Origin of the sequence: Streptomyces sp. Rer75 (assembly GCF_013414305.1) — a bacterium.
GTDB classification, from domain to species: domain Bacteria; phylum Actinomycetota; class Actinomycetes; order Streptomycetales; family Streptomycetaceae; genus Streptomyces; species Streptomyces himastatinicus.
Genome location: NZ_CP058693.1, coordinates 2,845,491 through 2,861,244 on the forward strand (window position 1 = coordinate 2,845,491; position 15,754 = coordinate 2,861,244).

General features: G+C 71.5%; 14 protein-coding genes and 1 riboswitch. Of the genes, 2 read left to right on the plus strand and 12 right to left on the minus strand.

The window, feature by feature from the left end; all coding sequences use genetic code 11:
* Positions 1-75: 75 nt before the first annotated feature.
* From HYQ63_RS11905 to HYQ63_RS11930, 6 genes are all read right to left on the minus strand, one after another.
* Positions 76-1,218 (minus strand): glycosyltransferase family 4 protein, encoded by a 1,143-nt coding sequence (locus HYQ63_RS11905; protein WP_179939989.1) that lies wholly within the window; start codon positions 1,216-1,218, stop codon positions 76-78.
* Positions 1,219-1,546: 328 nt separating this feature from the next.
* Positions 1,547-2,821, minus strand: coding sequence for a hypothetical protein (locus tag HYQ63_RS11910; RefSeq protein WP_373689063.1), 1,275 nt, complete (start codon positions 2,819-2,821; stop codon positions 1,547-1,549).
* Positions 2,822-2,851: 30 nt separating this feature from the next.
* Positions 2,852-3,961, minus strand: a complete 1,110-nt coding sequence (locus HYQ63_RS11915) for a C40 family peptidase (RefSeq protein WP_179933792.1) — start codon at positions 3,959-3,961, stop codon at positions 2,852-2,854.
* Positions 3,962-4,140: 179 nt separating this feature from the next.
* Complete coding sequence (locus tag HYQ63_RS11920) at positions 4,141-5,166, minus strand: NlpC/P60 family protein (RefSeq protein WP_179933793.1); 1,026 nt, start codon at positions 5,164-5,166, stop codon at positions 4,141-4,143.
* A gap of 263 nt (positions 5,167-5,429) precedes the next feature.
* Positions 5,430-6,791: an NYN domain-containing protein gene (locus HYQ63_RS11925; protein WP_179933794.1), complete on the minus strand. Its 1,362-nt coding sequence runs from the start codon at positions 6,789-6,791 to the stop codon at positions 5,430-5,432.
* A 19-nt stretch (positions 6,792-6,810) separates the two neighbouring features.
* The gene (locus HYQ63_RS11930; protein WP_179933795.1) at positions 6,811-7,056 is read right to left on the minus strand and encodes a hypothetical protein; all 246 of its coding nucleotides are present in this window, start codon (positions 7,054-7,056) and stop codon (positions 6,811-6,813) included.
* A 143-nt stretch (positions 7,057-7,199) separates the two neighbouring features.
* On the opposite strand from HYQ63_RS11930, the gene HYQ63_RS11935 reads away from it, so the two are divergent.
* Both HYQ63_RS11935 and HYQ63_RS11940 read left to right on the plus strand, forming a co-directional pair.
* Positions 7,200-7,910 (plus strand): rhomboid family intramembrane serine protease, encoded by a 711-nt coding sequence (locus tag HYQ63_RS11935; RefSeq protein WP_179933796.1) that lies wholly within the window; start codon positions 7,200-7,202, stop codon positions 7,908-7,910.
* Positions 7,907-8,188: an Lrp/AsnC family transcriptional regulator gene (locus tag HYQ63_RS11940; RefSeq protein ID WP_123100692.1), complete on the plus strand. Its 282-nt coding sequence runs from the start codon at positions 7,907-7,909 to the stop codon at positions 8,186-8,188. Before HYQ63_RS11935 ends, HYQ63_RS11940 begins: the two co-directional genes overlap by 4 nt.
* On the opposite strand, the gene HYQ63_RS11945 is transcribed toward HYQ63_RS11940, so the two are convergent.
* The 6 genes from HYQ63_RS11945 to HYQ63_RS11970 form a co-directional block, all read right to left on the minus strand.
* Entirely contained in the window at positions 8,189-9,550 is a 1,362-nt protein-coding gene (locus HYQ63_RS11945; protein ID WP_179933797.1) for an aminotransferase class V-fold PLP-dependent enzyme, read from the minus strand.
* 162 nt (positions 9,551-9,712) lie between these two features.
* Positions 9,713-9,830: riboswitch (SAM riboswitch) on the minus strand.
* A gap of 403 nt (positions 9,831-10,233) precedes the next feature.
* The gene (gene trpD / locus HYQ63_RS11950; protein ID WP_179933798.1) at positions 10,234-11,313 is read right to left on the minus strand and encodes an anthranilate phosphoribosyltransferase; all 1,080 of its coding nucleotides are present in this window, start codon (positions 11,311-11,313) and stop codon (positions 10,234-10,236) included.
* 153 nt (positions 11,314-11,466) lie between these two features.
* Entirely contained in the window at positions 11,467-13,104 is a 1,638-nt protein-coding gene (locus HYQ63_RS11955; protein WP_179933799.1) for a cytochrome bc complex cytochrome b subunit, read from the minus strand.
* Positions 13,101-14,156: a ubiquinol-cytochrome c reductase iron-sulfur subunit gene (locus HYQ63_RS11960; RefSeq protein ID WP_179933800.1), complete on the minus strand. Its 1,056-nt coding sequence runs from the start codon at positions 14,154-14,156 to the stop codon at positions 13,101-13,103. The genes HYQ63_RS11955 and HYQ63_RS11960 overlap by 4 nt, the downstream gene beginning before the upstream one ends.
* On the minus strand, positions 14,153-14,962 hold the full coding sequence (locus HYQ63_RS11965) for a cytochrome c (RefSeq protein ID WP_179933801.1): 810 nt from the start codon (positions 14,960-14,962) through the stop codon (positions 14,153-14,155). Before HYQ63_RS11965 ends, HYQ63_RS11960 begins: the two co-directional genes overlap by 4 nt.
* Before the next feature lie 69 nt (positions 14,963-15,031).
* Positions 15,032-15,652 (minus strand): heme-copper oxidase subunit III, encoded by a 621-nt coding sequence (locus HYQ63_RS11970; protein ID WP_179933802.1) that lies wholly within the window; start codon positions 15,650-15,652, stop codon positions 15,032-15,034.
* Positions 15,653-15,754 lie beyond the last annotated feature (102 nt).

Below are 15,754 nucleotides of genomic sequence, written 5' to 3' on the forward strand. Positions count from 1 at the left end.
TTCTCTCGGACAGGGCCCGGGGCTTCCCCGGGCCCTTCGTCGTCTGGGCCCGGGGCTTCCCTCGGCCCTTCGTCGTCAGAGCAGCGAACGCAGCCGGTCCGCCAGCAGATCCCAGCGCCAGCGCTCCTCGACCCAGGCGCGGCCCCGCTCGCCCATCCGGCGGCGCAGCGCCTCGTCCTCCAGCAGGGCCACGATCCGCTCCGCGCTCTGCTCCGCGGAGCCGCCCGGCACCACCCACCCGGTCTCGCCCTCCAGCACCGCGTCCGGTGCGCCGCCGGAGTCCCCGGCGACCACCGGAAGCCCGGTCGCGGACGCCTCCAGGTAGACGATGCCCAGGCCCTCGACGTCCAGCCCGCCCCGCCGCGTACGGCACGGCATGGCGAAGACGTCGCCCGCGCCGTAGTGGGCGGGCAGCTCCTCCCAGGGCACCGGGCCGGTGAAGCGTACGGATTCGGCCACGCCCGTCGTCTCCGCGAGCCGCCGCAGATCCCTCTCGTACGGCCCACCGCCCACGATCAGCAGCACCGCGTCCGGCACCCGCTTCAGGATGTGCGGCATCGCCTCGATCAGCGTGTCCTGCCCCTTGCGCGGCACCAGCCGCGATACGCACACCACGACCGGCCGCTCCGCGAGCCCCAGCCGGGCCCGGATCTCGTCCCCGCCCGAGCCGGGGTGGAACGTCTTCTCGTCCACCCCGGGCGGCAGTTGCACCATGCGGGCGGCCGCCTCGGGCGTGAGGGCTTCCGCGATGCGGGAGCGGGTGTACTCGCCGAGGTAGGTGATCGTGTCCGTACCCTCGCCGATCCGGCGCAGCAGCGCGCGGGAGGCGGGGAGCTGGGCCCAGGCCGCCTCGTGCCCGTGCGTCGTCGCCACCGCCCGCTCGGCCCCCGCCTTGCGCAGCGCCGGGGCCATCAGCCCCAGCGGCGCCGCGGCCCCGAACCACACCGAGCCGCAGCCGTGCTCGCGCAGCAGCTCGGTGGCGCGGCGGGTGACGCGGGGGGTGGGCAGCAGCATCGTCGTACGGTCGCGGATGACGGGGAACGGCTGCTCGGCGTCGAACCGGGCGGTGGCCTCCTTGCCCTCTGCTCCGCGCTTCCAGGTGGAGGCGTAGACGACGATTCGCTCCGGGTCGAGGCGGAGGGCGATGTTGTGCAGGAACGCCTGGATGCCGCCGGGGCGGGGCGGGAAGTCGTTCGTCACGAGCAGGGTCTTGTCCATCGTGGCCGACAGTACCGGGTGGGCGCGGCGCGGTGCCTCGTCCCCCACCCCGCCCCTCCCCGACCCCGGGGCTCCGCCCGGCCCCCCGCCCCTGCAAAACGCCGGAGGGCTCGCCCCTGCACCCCCGCTCTGGGGTGTAACTGGTTGTGGGCAATCGTTCCGCAGGGCGGAACGGGTGGGCACAACCCGGCCACCGGCCCGCACCCGGCAACGAAGCCCCAGGCGCCACCCGGCGGAGCCGCGCCCAGCCCCGGGACCGGCCCCGGTACGGGGGGTCCGGGGCAGAGCCCCGGTTTCGGGGAGGGGCGGGGTGGGGGCTAACCCGGGGCTAACCCAGGACTCCGGCCACGTACTTGCGCCACTCGGCCGTGAAGTCCGTCAGGCTGACGTTCAGCACATCGCGCAGGCCCGCCTCCACCGCGCCCTCGCGCCGCGGAGCCGCGCCCACCGCGCGGTACAGGGCGACCAGCTTCCCCGCACCCCAGCGGTCGGCGATCATGCGGCAGGCCAGCCAGCCCTGTTCGTAAGCCTCGGAGAGCCGGTCGGGGCGGCTGCCGAAGCGGAAGGACTCGTCGGGCGGGAGGGCCTTCGGGAGGCGGCCGGAGGCGACGGACTCGGAGAGTTCGGGGGCGACTTGGCGCGGGGTGCGCCCGGGGGTGCGGTAGCCGGTCCAGTCGGCGAAGCCCTCGGAGAGCCACAGCGGTGTGGAGGCGGTGGTGGCGGCACGCGTGGCGACGTGGGCCGTCTCATGGGTGACCACGACCTGGCGGCCGAAGTCACCGAGCGCCCGGTACGCATCGGGGTTGACGATCACGCGGTCGGCCGGTGAGGAGTCGCTCGCGCCGCCGACCTCGCCGGTGGTGACGGCCGCGATGCCCCGGTAGCCGCTCGCGGAGGCGCCCAGCAGGGCGGCCATCCGGTCCAGCGAGGCGGGCACCTCGACGACGACGCGCCCGGCCCAGGAGCCGGGCCAGACCCGGTCGAGGGCGGGCACGGCCCGGTCGGCGGTGGCGGCGACGCCGCGCAGCAGCCTGCGGTTCTGGCCGACGCCGAGGACGAGGCTGTGCTTGCCGCGGACGACGTCGACCCGGCCCTGGTCCCAGAGCTGGTCGACGCCGCGTTTGCCGTCGACCCGGCCGTCGTCGTCGGCGATGAACCACCGCCCGTCGCGCTGCGCGAGCGTCAGGTACTGGGGGGCGACGACGGGGGCGGTGTCGTATCCGGCGAGCCGGTAGCGGAGTTCGACCTGGGCGGCGAGGCGGCGGCCGGTGCCCTCCGCGGGCCGGAAGCCGCCGGTGTGCACCAGCCGGTACGTCCAGGAGCGCAGCGGTACGGCGGACAGGCGGCGGAACACCCGCCGCTGCTCGGCCCGGTAACCGGCCGAGCCGCGGTCGACGGTGGCGAGGAAGGCGGCCGCGTCCCGGCCGCGTACCGCCGCGGCGCGCCGGTCGAGCATGCGCTGCACGGCGCGCCCGTCGCGCCCCGCGGGGTCGTCGGGCGGAACGGTCGTGCCGCACGCGGTGAGCGCGGCCAGCGGCAGCGCCCACACCACCGGCAGACAGAGTGCCGTCCGCCATCGCCCCGATCTCCACCGACCCGTCACGCCATAGATCGTACGAGCCGCCGCCGTGCTTCAGACGCGCGTGACGGAAAAGATCGGCATCATGCCGACGGGGTCGTAGCGGACCGCCGCGCCGGGGTAGGGCGCGTGGATCACCCGCCCGCCCCCGGCGTACATGGCGACGTGCCCGGCGTCGGAGCGGTAGACGACCAGGTCGCCGGGGCGGGCCTGGGACAGCGGCACCGACTGTCCGGTGTGCGCCTGGGCCTGGGAGGTGCGCGGGATCGCCACCCCGGCCCGGCGGTAGGCCCATTGGGTCAGCCCGGAGCAGTCGAAGGCGGTGGGCCCGGCCTGGCCCCAGGCGTACGGCAGGCCGACCGCGGCCCGCGCCGCGCCGAACGCCGCGGCGGCGCGCGGCGAGGACGGCGGCGGACCGGGTGTTGCGTGCGCGGTACCGGGGGGCGCGCCCGGCACGGCGTGCGCCCCGTGTCCGTCCCCGTCGCGCGAGGCGCGTGCGTACGCCTCCCACTCCCCCGGCCGCAGCGCGCCCAGCAGCCGTCGCGCGGTGGCCAGCTTGCGCTGCACCTCGCGCTTGTGGCGGGCGACGGCCAGGCGGCTGCGCTCCAGCTTCAGCAGCCGGTCGGCGGCCTCCGCGCGCTGCTGCCGCAGGGTGCGCTGGGCACGGGCCAGGATCCGCAGCTGACCGGCCTGACGGCTGGTGATGCGGTCCAGCATGGCGGCCCGGTCAAGGTAGTGGGCCGGGTCGGAGGAGAGGAGGAGGGCGAGGCCCGGGTCGAAACCGCCGGTGCGGTACTGCCCGCCCGCGATCGCGCCGAGCGCCACCCGCATCCGGTTGACCCGCTCCTGGCCGCGGGCCGCGCGGTCCTGGAGGCGGTCCGTCTCCCTGCGCAGCCGGTGGGCGCGGGTGTCGGCCGCGTTGTAGCGCTCGGTGGCCCGCTCCGCCTGCTCGTAGAGCCGGTCGATCTGGTCGGCCGCGGGCCGGTCGGCGGCCATCCGGTCTGCCGCGGTCCGGGCCGAGGGGTGGCCCGCCGTGGTGTCGTGGGGCTCGGCCAGGGCCGGGGCGGCCAGCGCGGCGCCGGTGGCGGCGGCCGCAGAGGCGGCGGTCCAGACGACGGTGGCCCGGACGGGCCCGGGCTTCGAGAAGCGGCGAGAGGACGCCATGGGGAGCCGCACTCCCTTCCGCGGAGTCGGTGAGGAACTGCGCGCAGACAGTAGCGGCGTGACCACCCGGGGTCCAAAGCCGATCGCGGGCACACAAACTGATGCCCCGCCGGAGACCGCAGGTCACCGACGGGGCGGGAGTCGTGGGGAGTTGTCCCGATTCGCCCGAACGGACGTCGTCAGACCCTCACGCCAAACTGGAACGGCATGTTGTCCATCGACTCGTAGCGCACATTGGCCCCGGGCTTGGGGGCGTGCAGCACCTGCCCGTTGCCCGCGTACAGACCTATGTGGTGCAGGTCGCTGTAGAACATCACCAGGTCGCCGGGCTTCAGCTCGCCGCGGCCGATCTGCGTACCGGCGTTGGCCTGGTCCTGGGAGATGCGCGGCAGCTGGACCCCGGCCTGCTGGTACGCCCAGCCGGTGAGGCCGGAGCAGTCGAAGGAGGACGGGCCGGTGGCGCCCCAGACGTACGGCGAGCCGATCTTGGTCTTGGCGGCGGCCAGCGCCGCGGCGGCACGCTGCGAGTCGGGCACGTCGCTGCCCAGGTCGACCCGGCTGCTGGCGCGGTTGGCGCGCTCCCGCTCCTCCTCCGCGAGCTTGGCGCGCTCCTGCTCGGTGAGGGTGTTGAGGAGGTTGCGGGCCTTGGTGAGCTTGCCCTGGATCTCCTTCTTCTTCTCGCCCAGGGCCTTCCGGGTGTCCGCCAGGTCCTGGAGCTTGGTGGACGCCTCCTCGCGCTGCTGCTTGAGCGTGCGCTGCTTGTCGGCGATCTTCCGCAGGGACTCGGCCTGCTTGCCGCTCACCTGGTCGAGGGTGGACGCCTTGTCGAGGTAGGTATCCGGGTCGGAGGAGAGGATCAGCTGTACGGAGGGGTCGATACCGCCGGTGCGGTACTGGGCGGTGGCCATCGAACCCAGGCCGTCGCGCAGCTTGTTCAGGTCCTGCTGGCCGCGCGCCACGTTGTCCTGGAGGTCGCCGACCTGGCTCTCCAGCTTCTCCTGCTTCTCCTTGGCGCCGTTGTACTTCTCGGTCGCCTGCTCCGCCTCTTCGTAGAGCTTGTCGACCTGCTCCTTGACGTCCTTCTTGTCCTGCTTCGGGGCGGCCTGGGCGGCCTGGGACGTGAGCGCGACGGCGGCTGCGGCGGTCGCCGTGAGTACGGATACCCGAGTGCGGCTCGGCTGCTTGGGTCGACGGTGGGACGCCACGAAGGCGAGCTCCTTCTTCCTCCGGCCGCCTACCAGGGGTTGAGGTGCGACCCCGGGCTCCACGGATACGCCGCGGACTCGGCGGTACCCCCGCTGTCACCCCGGATGGGTGATCAACCGCGCGAAGGTTCGAGCCGACATTAGTGACCCTGCCGTGATCCGTTCAAATCCCGACGACAAAAAAATTGGCTACGGACGCATCTTTTACAAACATCGCACGGGCAGTGACGGTCAATTGACACTGTGCTGATGCTTAGCACCCGTCAGGTGCGCGCAAGTCGCTTCAGCAACAGGGCGGATGCCACGGGGCGCGCTCCGGCGCGTGCGACCCCGTCCGCGACCTCGCGGTCGGTCGACACCACGACCACCGGACGGCCCGGCGGCTCGGCCCGCACCAGCTGCCGGATCAGCTCGTCCGCCGTCACCCCGGGCTTGCTGAACAGCACCCGGACCCCGCGCGGCGGCGCCAGCAGCACCGGAGCGGCCAGCTCCGCCCCGTCGAAGACACACGTCATCTCCGCGCCCGTCTGCGCCGCGAGCACCGCGAGCCCGCCCAGCAGCCGCAGCCGCTGCTTCTCCAACGGCATCGTCGGATAGCCGGTCTTGGTGACGTTGTAGCCGTCCACCACCAGGTGCGCCTGCGGCAGCGCAAGCAACTGGTCCAGCAGCGCCGGATCCATCTCCGACAGCGCCCTGGTCGCTATGTCCTTCGGCGTCATCTTCCCCGGCTCGACCGCGTCCACCGTGTCCGCCGGGTGCATCGACGCGGGCGGCAGCGCCAGTTCGCGGCGCAGCCCCTGGGCCGCGTCCAGCACCGTGTCCAGCAGCAGCCGCAGCCGCATGTCCTCCACGCTGCGGCCCTCGCGCACCGCCCGCCGGCTCGCCTCCAGCGCCGACTCCGCCTCCGCCAGCCGGGCCCGCAGCCGCCGCGCCTCACCGTCGGCGGCCGCCTGCCGCGACGCGGCCTCCGACCGCACGGTCTCCAGCTCGCCCTCGACCTTGCGCAGCGCCGCCGCCCCGCGCTTCACATCGCTCTGCGCGCTGCGCAGCTTGCGCTGCACCGCGTCCGTCTCCTTGCGGGCCGCGTCCAGCTCGGCGCGGACCCGGTCGGTTTCCTTGCGCGCCGCCGAGCGGGCGGCCGCCAGTTCCTCGCGCAGCCGCTGAAGCTCGCGTTCGGCCTCCTCGCCCGCCCGCTCGGCCGACGCCCGCTGGGCCTCCTCGCCCGCCGCCTCGACGAGCTTCACCCAACCCACGGGGCGCAGCACGTACGCCACCGCCGCGACGTCCACCGGATCCGCGGCCGCGGGCGGCGAACCGCCCTCGATGGCCTCGGTCAGCTCCGTCTGGGTCTCGCGCAGCCGCTGCCCGATCCGCTGCCGGAAGACGGGGTCGCTCTCCACCGCGGCGGCCATCGCGTTGCCCGCGAACTTGGCGCGCCGGTTCGGGGTGAAACGGGCGTACTGCCGCAGCTGGGGTGGCAGTTCGGTGACCGTCAGACCACCGAACGCATCCGCGACCAGCGCCACCACGCGCCGCCGCACCCCTTCCGGCAGGGGGCGGTCCAGCGCCTCGGTGACGCCCTCGGCGTCACCGGCCGCCTCGCGGCCGCCGGTCCGGTCCACCACCTTCTCCTCGCTCCGTGTCTCAGGCCCTCGCGTTCGCACTTGGACGGTCCACCAGCTCGATCTGGTCGACCGCGTTGCACCAGCGACAACGCACTGACTCAATGGTCTCACTGACCACATCGCACTCCTCGACCCGAGGCTCCCCCGCCAGGTCCAGGTGGATGAACTCGACCGCCTTCGTCGAGCGCGTCACATCGAAACGGGTGAGGTTGCCGCACAGCGTGCAGCGCCAGCGGGTCTCGGCTGTCGGCGTGGGAACGGCCATGGTGTCGGGTCCTCGCTACTCGGGCTCATCGGCGTCCTGTAACCCTACGGCCTGAGCCCTGGGCGTTGTCGGGCCCGTACCCCGCCCCCGGGCGGCGGCGAGGCGCTCTGTGCAGGTTGTGCCGGGTACGCGATGATCTGCCCATGATCGAGAAGTCGGCGGGGTCCGGCCGTCCCGTGATGACGTACGCCCTCATCGTCACCTGCTGCCTGATCTTCGTCCTCGGACCGGCCTCCGGGCTCGACCCCCGCTACGGCTCCGGCGGGGACCTCCTCCAGGCACAGACCTCGTACTTCGAGCGCTGGGGAGTCGTCCCCAGCGCCCTGTGGAGCGGCACCCCCGCCGAGCCGCTGACCCCGCTGACCGCGCTCTTCGTCCACGGCAACTGGCTGCATCTCCTCGGCAACATGCTGTTCCTCTACGTCTTCGGGGCGATGACCGAGGAGCGCATGGGGCGTATGCACTTCGCGCTCTTCTACCTCGTCACCGGCTATCTCGCGCTCCTCGGCTACGCAGCCGCCCACGCCTCCTCGCCGCAGACGCTGGTCGGCGCCTCCGGTGCCATTTCCGGCGTCCTCGGCGCCTTTTTATGGCTCTTTCCGCGCGCCCGGGTGACCAGCCTGTTCCCGTTCCTGTTCTTCCTCCCGCTGCGCTTCCCCGCCTGGGCCGTACTGATCTTCTGGGTCACCCTCCAATGGCTCGCCGCCCGCCAGGCCGACGCCCGCCCCGGAGTGGCCTACCTCGCCCATCTCGTGGGCTTCACCCTGGGATTTCTCTACGCGTGGGCCCGCTTCGGGCGGCCGGATAGAGTGGGCGGCGCAGCCAGGGCCAGCGAGGGAGAAAGCCAGCCGTGATCACTTCGATCGTGCTCATCAAGACCAGCGTGGACCGGATCCCGGAGATCGCCGAGAAGATCGCCGCGATCGAGGGCGTGAGCGAGGTCTACTCGGTCACCGGGGCGCACGATCTGATCGCCATGGTGCGGGTGGCCCAGCACGACGACCTCGCGGACATCATCCCGGGCCAGATCTCCAAGGTCCCCGGCGTGGCCTCCACCGAGACCCACATCGCGTTCCGCACCTACTCCCAGCACGACCTGGAAGCCGCCTTCGCCATCGGCCTCGACAGCTGACTAGCGGGCGGGGACGCAGCGGCCGTCCTCCGTGCGGTAGTCCCACTTCGCGCCGTCCCGGACCAGCTCCTTCACCGCCCGGACGAAGCGCTCCACGTGCTCGTCCGGAGTGCCCGCGCCGAAGCTGACGCGGATCGCGTTCAGGGAGCGCTCCCCCGGGGCGGCCTCGGGCGCGCCGCACTCCCCCGGGTCGCCGGGCTCGCTGCCCAGCAGGGTCCGCACCAGCGGATGCGCGCAGAACAGCCCGTCCCGTACGCCGATCCCGTACTCCGCGGACAGCGCCGCCGCGAAGTGCGAGCTGTTCCAGCCCTCCACCACGAACGACAGCACACCCACGCGCGGCGCGTCGTCGCCGAACAGCGACAGCAGCCGTACCTGGGGCACCTCCGCCAGCCCCTCCCGCACCTTCGCGATCAGCTGCCGCTCCCGCGCCACCAGGCCGTCGAACCCGGCCTCGGACAGCGCCTTGCACGCCGAGGCGATCGCGTACACCCCGATCACGTTCGGCGAACCGGCCTCGTGCCGCGCCGCGGTGGTGTGCCACTCGACCTCCACCCCGCCGTCGTCCCGCCGCGCGACCTTGCGGCTCGCGCCGCCGCCCGCCAGGTACGGCCGCGCCTCGCGCAGCCAGTCGGCCCGGCCCGCCAGGACGCCCGCCCCGAACGGCGCGTACAGCTTGTGCCCCGAGAACGCCACCCAGTCCACGTCCGCCTCCGCGATGTCCACCGGGTGGTGCGGGGCCAGCTGCGCGGCGTCCAGCACGATACGGGCGCCCCGCGCATGCGCCGCCGCGGCCAGCTCCCGCACCGGCCACAGCTCGCCCGTCACATTCGACGCACCCGTCACGCACACCAGCGCCGGGCCCCCGTCCCGCCCCGCCAGCGCCTTCTCCAGCGTCTCCACGGCCTCCCGCGGCGAGCGCGGCGCGCTCAGGCAGGTCACCCGGGTGTCCTCCCGCTGCTCCCACGGCAGCAGCGAGGCGTGGTGCTCGGTCTCGAACACGAACACCTCCGCGCCGGTGGGCAGCGCGGCGGCCAGCAGGTTGAGCGAGTCGGTGGTCGAGCGGGTGAAGACCACCTGGTCGTCCTCCCGGCACCCCAGAAACGCCGCGACGTCCCTGCGGCTCGTCTCGAACAGATCCGTCGACAACTGCGACAGATAACCCGCCCCGCGGTGGACGCTCCCGTAGTACGGGGCGTACGCGGCGACGTCGTCCCACACCCGCCGCAGGGCGGGCGCGCTGGCCGCGTAGTCGAGCGCGGCGTAGGTCACCTCACCGCCGGTGACCAGGGGCACGGTGACATCACTGCCGAGGACGGCGAGCGGGGCGGAGGTCTCGACAGCAGAAGGGCATGCGGACATGGCGAATTCTCCCGATGGGTTTGCGAGCATGCGGAAACTCGCTCAACGCACGGTGCACGGTGGGCTCCGCGCGGAGCTGGGGGAAAACGGGGCGCTACGGCCCTAGCGCATTCGCTGCGTCACGGAAGAACTCCCTCGACCACCAGGACCCCTAGTGCGAGGGGTCCGCGCTTGCCGCACGCCTCGCTGCGTGCGGCCTGGTCATCACCCGGGGCACCCCGCCACGGACGGAGGGTTGCCGGACAGCGGGCCGGGGCCGAAGTCGCTGTCGCTCGTGACCTGGGGGGATTATGCCATGCCGCTCCGCGGTGGCCACCGCGCGTCCGCATGCTGGACGATCCCCCACCCCGCCCCTTCCCGAAACCGGGGGATACCCCCGGCCCCCCGCCGGGGCTCCGCCCCTGGACCCCGCTGCGGGGGCTCCGCCCCCTGCACCCCCGCTCCTCAAACGCCGGAGGGGCTGGGTTGTACGCCCGGAAGGGCTGGTTTGTACGCCCGGAGGGACGGGGGTACGCCCAGAGGGTCGGGGGTGTAGCCCCAAGGGACGGGGGTGTACAGGGCCAGGGCGCCGGGGCGAGGGCTGGGCAGGTCTACCTGGTTGTGGGCAATCGTTCCGCAGGGCGGAACGGGTGGGCACAACCCGGCCACCGGGCCGCACCCGGCGACGAAACCCCGCGCGCCCGCTACGCGTTGCTCGCCCGCACCCACCGTTCCAGGGACTCCCTCGCCGCGCCCGAGTCGATCGACTCGGCGGCTCGGGTGACGCCCGCCGCGATGCGGGCCGTCAGCGGGGTGTCGGAGGGCTCGCGGTCCCAGTCCAGGGTCGCCAGAGCCGCGGCGGTGTTCAGCAGGACCGCGTCCCGGACCGGGCCCGTCTCGCCGGCCAGAAGGCGGCGGGCCACGTCCGCGTTGTGCGAGGCGTCGGCGCCGCGCAGCGCCTCCACCGGGGCCAGGTCGAAGCCGATGTCGCGCGGGTCGAAGGTCTCCCGGCGGACCGTGCCGTCCCGCACCACCCACACCTGGGAGGTCGCGGTGACGGTCAGCTCGTCCAGGCCGTCGTCGCCCCGGAAGACCAGCGCCGAGGAGCCGCGCTCGGCCAGCACCCCGGCCATGATCGGCGCCATCCGGGCGTCGGCGACGCCCGTGACCTGGCAGCGGACCCGGGCCGGGTTGGTGAGCGGGCCGAGGAAGTTGAACGGGGTGGCGATGCCCAGCTCGCGGCGGGCCGCCGCGACGTGTCGCAGCGACGGGTGGAACTTGACCGCGAAGCACATGGTGATGCCCGCTTCCTCGGCGATCTCGGCCACCCGCGCCGGGCTCAGGTCCAGGTTGACGCCGAGCTTCTCCAGGACGTCGGAGGCCCCGCTCGCGGAGGACGAGGCGCGGTTGCCGTGCTTGACCACGCGCGCGCCCGCACCGGCCGCCACCAGAGCGGACATGGTCGAGATGTTGACGGTCTTGGCGCGGTCGCCGCCCGTGCCAACGATGTCGACGGTCGGCCCGGGCACCTCGATCGTCTTGGCGTGCCCGTACATGGCACGGACGAGGCCGGACAGCTCGGCGACGGTCTCGCCCTTGGCCCGCAGCGCGACCGCGAACCCGGCGATCTGGGCGTCGGTGGCCTCGCCGCGCATGATGCGGTCCATGGCCCAGGCGGTGTCGTCGGCGCTGAGGTCCTGGCCACCGAGGAGGGAGCTGAGCACGTCCGGCCAGGTGCGGGCCGTCGCGGTGCTGTCGCCTCCGGCTGGGGTCACAACGTCCATGGTCCGCTCCTGAAATGTCTCATGGCTCGATCAGCGCTCGATCAGCCCAAGCCTATCGGCGCGGAGGACGTTCATAACCACGACCGGGGCCCCGGTCCGGACCGTGAGGTCCGGGCCGGGGCCCCGGTCGGTGGCGTCAGACGACGGAAGAGATCAGTGGTGGCCGTGGCCGCTGGTGATCTCCTTGTACTCCTCGGAAGTCGGCTTCGGGATGAAGGCGTCCTTGCCGTAGTACGTCTTGGACAGCCTGGCCCGCAGCTTCTGCGACGCCGTGACCTTGCGGCGGACGCCGTTCTCGTCGACCTCGGGGCCGATCTCGTACGCCTTCGGCTGCTCGTGCTGGGTGAGCACGTGCAGCTGCTCCTGCGTGAGCGGCTCGTGCACCTCGATGAACTCACCGTGCGGCAGGCGCTTGATGATGCCGGTCTCGCGACCGTGCAGCACCTTCTCCTTGTCGCGGCGCTGGAGGCCGAGGCAGATCCGCTTGGTGGCGATGAACGCGAGGACCGGGCCGACGAAGAAGCCGATCCGCACGAACCAGGTGATCGAGTTGATCGACAGCTGGAAGTGGGTGGCCCACAGGTCGTTGCCACCACCGACCAGCATCACGAAGTACGCGGTCAGCCAGGCGACACCGAAGGCCGTACGGGTCGGGGCGTTGCGCGGGCGGTCCAGGATGTGGTGCTCGCGCTTGTCGCCGGTGATCCAGCCCTCGATGAAGGGGTAGAGGCCGATCGCGAAGAGGACCAGCGGGAAGAGCACGATCGGGATGAACACGCCCAGGACGAGCGTGTGGCCCCAGGCGGTGATCTCCCAGCCGGGCATCACACGGACCAGACCCTCGGCGAAGCCCATGTACCAGTCGGGCTGGGCGCCGGTGGAGACCTGGTCGGGCCGGTAGGGGCCGATGGTCCAGATCGGGTTGATCGTGGCGATCGCGGAGATGACGGCGATGACGCCGAACACCAGGAAGAAGAAGCCGCCCGCCTTGGCCATGTAGACCGGCAGCAGGGGCATGCCGACGACGTTCTTGTTGGTCTTTCCGGCCCCGGGGTACTGCGTGTGCTTGTGGTAGAAGACCAGGATCAGGTGCGCCACCAGCAGGCCGAGCATGATGCCCGGCAGCAGCAGGACGTGGACCGGGTAGAGCCTCGGGATGAGATCCATGCCCGGGAACTCGCCGCCGAACACGAACATCGAGATATAGGTGCCGACGACCGGGATCGACAGGAACACGCCCTCGATGAACCGCAGACCGGTGCCGGAGAGCAGGTCGTCGGGGAGCGAGTAGCCGGTGAAGCCGGTCAGCATGCCGAGGAAGAACAGCAGGAAGCCGAACAGCCAGTTGATCTCACGCGGCTTGCGGAACGCGCCGGTGAAGAAGACGCGCATCATGTGCACGAACATCGCGCAGAGGAAGACCAGCGCGGCCCAGTGGTGGATCTGCCGGATCAGCAGACCGCCGCGCACCTCGAAGCTGATGTCGAGCGTCGAGGCGAACGCCTCGGACATCCGGACGCCCTGCATCGGGACGTACGGGCCGTGGTACACGACCTCTTCCATGCTGGGGTGGAAGAACAGCGTCAGGTACACACCCGTGAGGATGATGATGATGAAGCTGTAGAGCGCGACCTCGCCCAGCATGAAGGACCAGTGGTCCGGGAAGATCTTGCGCATGTTGGCCCGGGCCAGGCTGTAGATGCCCAGCCGGCCGTCGGCCCAGTCGGCGACGCGCTCGCCCGCGGGCGCTTTGCCGCGCCGCGGCGTGCCCGTGTCTGTTGCAGTACTCATCCGCGCTCCCAGTAAGCAGGACCGACGGGCTCCGAGAAGTCGCCCATGGCTTCGAGGTACCCCTGGTCATTGGCCCTGATCCGCAGCTGGGGCAGTGCGTGACCGGCCGGACCGAAGATCACTCGGCCACCGTCGGAGAGGTCGAACGTCGACTGGTGGCAGGGGCACAGGACGTGGTGGGTCTGCTGCTCGTACAGGTTGATCGGGCAGCCGACGTGGGTGCAGATCTTCGAGAAGGCGACGATGCCCTCGTGCGACCAGTCCAGCTCGCGCTTGTCCTTGATGTTCTCCGGCTGGAGCCGGACCAGCATCAGGGCGGCCTTGGCGATCTCGGTCTGGAAGTCGTGGTCCTCCTCGGTCATGCCCTCGGGCATGGCGAAGGTGAGGGAGCCCACGGAGATGTCCTCGGGCCGCAGCGGCTGCATGGTGTTGTAGTTCATGAGCCGCTTGCCCTTGCCCCAGCTGGTGTGCCGGAGCTTGGTGCCCGGCATCGGGCCGAGGTCGCGCAGCAGCACGACGCCGGAGAGCGGCACCAGGGCGAGCGCGCCGAAGAGGGTGTTGCGGGCGAGCTTGCGGCGGCCGAAGCCGGACTCCTTGGCACCCGCCCGGAAGTCGTCGAGGACCTTGGCCTTGACCTCGGGGCTGGCCTCGATGGCGTGGCGCTCGTCGGCGATCTCCACGTCGGACATCAGGGTGCGGGCCCAGTGGACCGCACCGGCGCCGATGCAGAACAGCGCGATGCCGAGGGTGACGCCCAGCGCGAAGTTCAGCGCGCTGATGTGGCCGATCGGGAAGACGTAGATGTACTTGTCGACCGGCAGCGCCACGTAGGAGGCGATGAAGGCGATCGTCGCCAGCATCGAGACCGTGAACATCAGGGCGACGGTGCGCTCGGACCGCTGGGCGGCCCGCTCGTCGATGTCCTGCTGACGGTGCTCGTGCGGGGGCAGCCCCGGGTCGGCGAACGGGTCTTCCGCGACTACGGTCGCGCCGCCCTCCGCCCGCTCCGCGGGCAGCTTCTCTTCTGCTTCTGAAATCTCGTGGCTACTCATGACTTCTTGGCCTTTGCGGTCCGGGCGGCGACCCAGATGGTGAGGACGATCAGCGCGCCCATGCCGAAGACCCAGGCGAAGAGGCCCTCACTGACCGGGCCCAGCCCGCCGAGCTCCAGGCCACCGGGGGTCTTGGACTTGTCGCTGTTGACCGTGTCGAGGTACGCGATGATGTCCTGCTTGTTCTTCTCCGGCATCACGGTGTCGGGGAAGGAGGGCATGTTCTGCGGGCCGGTCTGCATGGCCTCGTACAGATGCTTCTTGCTCACGCCCTCGAGGGACGGCGCGTACTTGCCGTTGGTGAGGGCACCACCCTTGCCGGCGAAGTTGTGGCACTGCGCGCAGTTCGTACGGAAGAGCTCTCCGCCCTTCGCGACATCCGCGCCGTCGGTGCTGTACTGGCTCTTGGTGGGCGTCACCGGCCCGGCGCCGAGCGAGGAGATGTACGCGGCCAGCTGCTCGGTCTCGGCGTCCGTGTAGACCTTCTTCTTCTTCGGCACCTGGGCGCCCGGCTGCTGGGCGGGCATCCGGCCGGTACCGACCTGGAAGTCGACGGCGGCCGAGCCGACGCCTACCAGACTCGGGCCGTCAGTGGTCCCCTGACCGCCCGTACCGTGGCAGCTGGCGCAGCCGACGGAATAGAGCTTCTTGCCCTCCTCGATGGCGAGGGACTGGGCGGAGCTGTCATCGGCCTTCGCCTCGCTCGGCGAGAACGCGGCGTACAGCCCCCCAGTGACCGCCAGCGCGAAGAGTAGGACGACGAGCGCAGCCAGCGGATGGCGCCGTCGTGCGGAGAGCTTTTTCACGGATTACCCCGGTGTCAGGATCTTCTGCGTCGATGCTTTAAGGACGTGCTTCCGGTCGCGGTGACCGGCTTACTTGATCATGTAGATCGTGGCGAAGAGGCCGATCCAGACGACATCGACGAAGTGCCAGTAGTAGGACACGACGATGGCCGCCGTCGCCTGCTGGTGGGTGAACCTCTTGGCCGCGTACGTCCTCCCCAGGACCAGCAGGAAGGCGATGAGTCCGCCCGTCACGTGCAGTCCGTGGAAACCGGTGGTCAGGTAGAACACCGAGCCGTACGGGTCGGAGGAGAGCGAAAGCCCGTCCTTCTTGACCAGCTCGGTGTACTCGAAGATCTGACCGCCGATGAAGATCGCGCCCATGATGAAGGTGATCACGAACCAGGAGCGCAGCTTCCTCACGTCGCCACGCTCGGCAGCGAAGACACCGAGCTGGCAGGTGAGGGAGGAGAGCACGAGGATCGTGGTGTTCGTCGCCGAGAACGGGAAGTTCAGCGCGGACGCCATTTCCTTCCAGTGCTCGGCTCCGGTCACCGATCGCAGGGTGAAGTACATCGCGAAGAGGGCCGCGAAGAACATCAGCTCGGAACTCAACCAGATGATGGTTCCGACGCTGGTGAGGTTCGGCCGGTTGACCGACGGGTGCGCGTGCCCGGTTTCTACTGTCGTTGCTGTCGCCACGACCGACATTATGTCGGTCGCTTATCCGGCCCTCACTCCCGGGGGTGCCGTTCGGAGTGTCCAGGACGGTGTCAAGGGCATCGATGCTGCTCGTCGCGGCTGTTCCGGGCG